Here is a 3,944-nt window from a genome sequence, read left to right as displayed (position 1 = left end):
GCCTACTCTTTGCGCTGGTCGAACTGGCGACGCCGCCATCAAGCACGAGCCAGACAAGCCCACTACGCCCGCCGTCTCAACCTCGAACTCCGGCCATGATCACGAATGGCGGCTGCCGTACTAGCCCATTGTCGAATGCCGCCACTACCTGCTGCGGGGGCTCCCGTGAGGGAAACAGCGCACCGTCGAAGAGATCCGGGTAGCCGTCGTCGATCTCCAGGTGGCGCTGGGTGCTGCGTCGCAGGGTGATGTTCTGGGCCGCAAGCCGCTGAAACACTGGAACACGCTGTCAGTGACACTACGTACTGGCTCGGAGCAGACCAGCTGATACCACGGTGCGCCATAGGACAGAGCCGTTGCGGCGTCGAACTTGCCCAAGCGCCGCAGCAGGAGCGCGGTGTCAACGGGCAGGACAGTGCACGCCCACTGCCGAAAGTCGGCGCGGCCGTGCGGACAGGCACTCGCCGTCGCCCCGGGAGGGTCTGTTACCGGCAGCGCGTCGCTGTAGATGCAGTACAGCCCGGCGATGCCGTCGTTGCGGCATCTCCAGTCGAAGACATCGATCTGTTCCCCGGCCGGGGCGGACCGAGCGGCCTTCTGGTCGAACGCGATCCGGCCGTTGCCTGGCGCGGCGCGTTTCGCTTGCATCCGGAACCCGGCGTACCCCGAGTGATCTCGAATCCACCACTCCCAGTCCGCCCCGTTGCGAGCCTCCTGCGCGGACGTGAAGCGCTGAACCGACACGCTCCCGCGGTGCCCTGCGGCCAGCGTTAGCAGGACGTCGTCGGTGAAGGTCGTCTCTGCGGGCGCGAGACGCAGAGACCGGCCCAATCGCGTGCGCCATTGCACGTCAGCGGCACTCGCGCGAAAGCGGGAGCAAAGGTCCACCGCAGGTTGAAGGTAAGCAGCCGGCACCTCCGCGGTGCCCGCAGCGGTCAAGCTCCACACGTTGCGCCCGGTGACATCGCCGCTGTGAAGCAGTCCTTTCTCGATCATCGGGCGCCGAGCCGTATGTGCCTTGTTGCGCCAGCGTTGCTCTGCTCGCCACGGGCTCACATCCGCGAGATCCTCGGCATCCATGCAGGAGCCGAACCGGCGCCTGATCACCTCGAACACCTGGTGAGTCTCGGCTGTGCCCTGCAACTCATGGAGGGCTGCGAGAATCCACGCGGCCATCTCACGTTCCGAAGTCATCGCGACTCGAACCTCGCTTCCGGCAGGCATCACACGCTGCTCGACATCACCGAGGCGGGGGCACCCGGGTTTCAAGATCCTAAATGGATGGTTCATAACTGGGTCCCGGACACACGGTGGCACGGCGACGCCAGCCAGGCAGCGCGGATGCACCGGCCGGCCCACCGGCGGAACGCGTTTCACGAGGTAGGCTTCCATCCTAGGATGCCCTACGCGCTGTGTATCGCGAGCTGAACAGCGACCGGGTTGCTGGAGCTCACGACACAGCAACAACACATCGAAAACCCCGGTTCGGAAGCGAACTCGTGCTCTTTGGTCACTGGAGTCCCGTCACGGCTTGCTACCCCACCCGCCTCGGCGCAATGTTCATCTATGGAACCAGCGGACGCAGTCGGAAGTGACCTCGCAGAAAGCGATGCCGATCGGGCGCGTCATGCAGCCTTCGAATGGGCGGACATGTCTCCGGAGCGTCGTGCCGCAACCGTCAACGCGATGCTGCCCTTCTACCTCCACGACGCCGCCCGGGTCACGGCCGCACTCGCCGTCACGTGCACCCGCCACGAGTCCGACAGTGACATGGGATGGGACGACGCCGCGGCATTCCTCAGGCAGACATTGCAGCGGCTCCGAGATGCCGGCGCCGACCGCAGCGAAGCCGACCGCGAGCGGTTCGCGGCCCAGCTGCATCAGGAGTTGTTTCCGGATCCGGAACCGTACCGATGGCCCGACCGCAGTTCCCGCAGCCGCAGCCTCTGGCGGCGGATACTGGTGCGCGCACGCGTGCGGTGGCAACACCAGACGGCCGGCACCGCTGGGATCGGTCATCAATTGCTGTTCCTGCGGCTGGGTGGGCACGTCATCGGCAAGCTCGACTACCAAGTCTGCGAGCCTTGCCGGCGCGGGCTGGTCCGCAAACTCGACGTCGACCACAGCTACCGCGGCCTCGGATTAGGAAGCCGGGCGATCCACCGGATGCAACACCGCCATCCGGGCTACACGTGGCGAACAACCGTGCAGTACCCGACTGCAGGCACGTTCTGGCAGAACGTGAGCACCGCACCCGGCCTGTTCGACGAGGACGCCCACGGGGCGTGCCAGCACCTGGATCCCGACCGCGAGAACTAGCTGGCGGGCTGACCTGACGGCAGGCCGAAAGGCTGGAGAGCGGTAGCGCCGGCTGTGCAGACCGGCTGACGATCCAGATACACGTCCTGGGTCATACTGACCTGCGCATGACCGAGCTGATCAGCGATCTCCCGAACCGGAACACCCGTATCGTCCATCTGCGTCGCCACACTCCTACGCAGCAGATGCGACGTATCCCGATCCAGGCCGGCGAACACGAAAGCCGCCTCGACGTCACGGGAGACGCCGGACGGATCCCGTAACGTGCCCGCAGTCGAGGGCAGAACGATCGCGATTTCCTCCTGCCAGGATTCGCTTCGCTCCAGCGCATCGCGCAGCCATGGCGGAGCCGGCAGCCGGCGCCCGACTCGCACCGCCGTGGGCATGACCAGGTCGCAGTCCTCGCTGATCTGAACCACCCGAACGGTCAGCCTGACAGCGCCCAGCACGTGCGCCTCCAGAGACGGCATCACCCACGCCGGCACAGTCAACGTCCGATAACCGGCCTCCGTCTTGGGCTTACGCGCGAACACCACACCGATACCCGGATGGCGCGCCACCGTGCCCCGAACCTGCACCGTACGGCGGTGCAGATCAACCGCGTCCACGGTCAGAGCGATGCACTCGCCGATGCGCAGGCCGGTAGCCGCCATGACGTCAATGACCGCCGGAATGTCGCGGCGCACGGCGACAGGGGAGTAGGTGACCGTAGGCGCGCAGCTGCCGAAGCCGCACCGCATCGAGGCCGTTGGGGGCCTTCTTCGGCTTCGTACTAATCGGAGTCGTGTCCCGGACTGGGTTGCGGTCCATGAAACCGAGCCGGGCCGCGAACGCGCAGACGTTACTCAACACCGTCCGCACCGACATACCCACCGCCCGGCCATGCTCACGTTCGATGCGCCGCAGCAGCCGCTCGGCGACGGCGACCGTGAACTCGTGGCACCGCAGGTATCCGGCCGAGGGCAGCACCTGATGGTCGATCACGTTCCGGTAGGTGACCTTCGACCCGAGCGACCCCTCCCCGGCGGCGTAGGTCTCCCACCACGCCTCCACAACAACGCTGAGCCGGGTCTCGCCGTCTAACCCGGCACCGGCGCGACCACGATCCCGCAGCGCCTCCTTCAGCGCACGCTCGGCCGCCGCCTTCGACGCACGACAACGCTCCACCGACCGCGTCACTCCGTCGTAGTCACGGGAACCGCATCTCGCGACCCAGCTCGGCCCCAAGCGATGAAACCGCACCTTGCCACCCGTGCCGAGCGGTAGCGGTGGCCGGCCCATCCTGCCTACTCACAACGCCGTGCCAGAGATACAAGCCATGAAGCCACCTTGACGCGCATCCGCGATGGTCGTGTAAACCGAAGGGGAAAGGTTCCCTCGCTCGGATGGCATCGAGCAGCATCCAGAGCATCGAGCCCTCGCGGTACGGAGGGCCCTGGCAGTAACCCGAAGCGGCGCTACGCAGTTCGCGGAAGGTCCTTGCTCCGAAATTGTCAGAGGGTGTCGCCGCTTCCTGAAGAGTGACCCCGTAGGGATCCGGGAAAGTTGACCCCCTTCCTCCTTGATCTTGGAAGGGGTGTTGAAGGTGGAGGACTGGGCTGAGATCCGTCGGCTGCATCGGGCCG

4 protein-coding genes are annotated in these 3,944 nt (G+C 66.1%); 1 reads left to right on the top strand and 3 read right to left on the bottom strand.

The window, feature by feature from the left end:
- Positions 1–144: 144 nt before the first annotated feature.
- Positions 145–1,194 (bottom strand): hypothetical protein, encoded by a 1,050-nt coding sequence (locus LPA41_RS40690; protein ID WP_229076846.1) that lies wholly within the window; start codon positions 1,192–1,194, stop codon positions 145–147.
- Between the two features lie 456 nt (positions 1,195–1,650).
- On the opposite strand from LPA41_RS40690, the gene LPA41_RS40685 reads away from it, so the two are divergent.
- On the top strand, positions 1,651–2,319 hold the full coding sequence (locus LPA41_RS40685; RefSeq protein WP_229076845.1) for a hypothetical protein: 669 nt from the start codon (positions 1,651–1,653) through the stop codon (positions 2,317–2,319).
- Here LPA41_RS40685 and LPA41_RS40680 read toward each other — a convergent pair.
- Together LPA41_RS40680 and LPA41_RS40675 are read right to left on the bottom strand one after the other, a co-directional pair.
- The gene (locus tag LPA41_RS40680; RefSeq protein ID WP_229076844.1) at positions 2,316–3,005 is read right to left on the bottom strand and encodes a site-specific integrase; all 690 of its coding nucleotides are present in this window, start codon (positions 3,003–3,005) and stop codon (positions 2,316–2,318) included. The two genes, LPA41_RS40685 and LPA41_RS40680, sit on opposite strands and share 4 nt — an antisense overlap.
- Complete coding sequence (locus LPA41_RS40675; RefSeq protein WP_229076843.1) at positions 2,977–3,498, bottom strand: hypothetical protein; 522 nt, start codon at positions 3,496–3,498, stop codon at positions 2,977–2,979. The genes LPA41_RS40680 and LPA41_RS40675 overlap by 29 nt, the downstream gene beginning before the upstream one ends.
- Between the last annotated feature and the right edge of the window lie 446 nt (positions 3,499–3,944).

The organism is Actinoplanes sp. DH11 (assembly GCF_020873875.1).
In the GTDB taxonomy this organism is placed as follows: domain Bacteria; phylum Actinomycetota; class Actinomycetes; order Mycobacteriales; family Micromonosporaceae; genus Actinoplanes.
The sequence above is the reverse complement of the archived record's forward strand: the minus strand, read 5'-3'. Positions and strand labels throughout refer to the sequence as shown.

What these genes read in the sequence shown, in the direction of transcription:
- LPA41_RS40690 (WP_229076846.1), bottom strand. Translation starts at nt 1,194, where the DNA reads ATGACTTCGGAACGTGAGATGGCCGCGTGGATTCTCGCAGCCCTCCAT.
- LPA41_RS40685 (WP_229076845.1), top strand. Translation starts at nt 1,651, where the DNA reads ATGTCTCCGGAGCGTCGTGCCGCAACCGTCAACGCGATGCTGCCCTTC.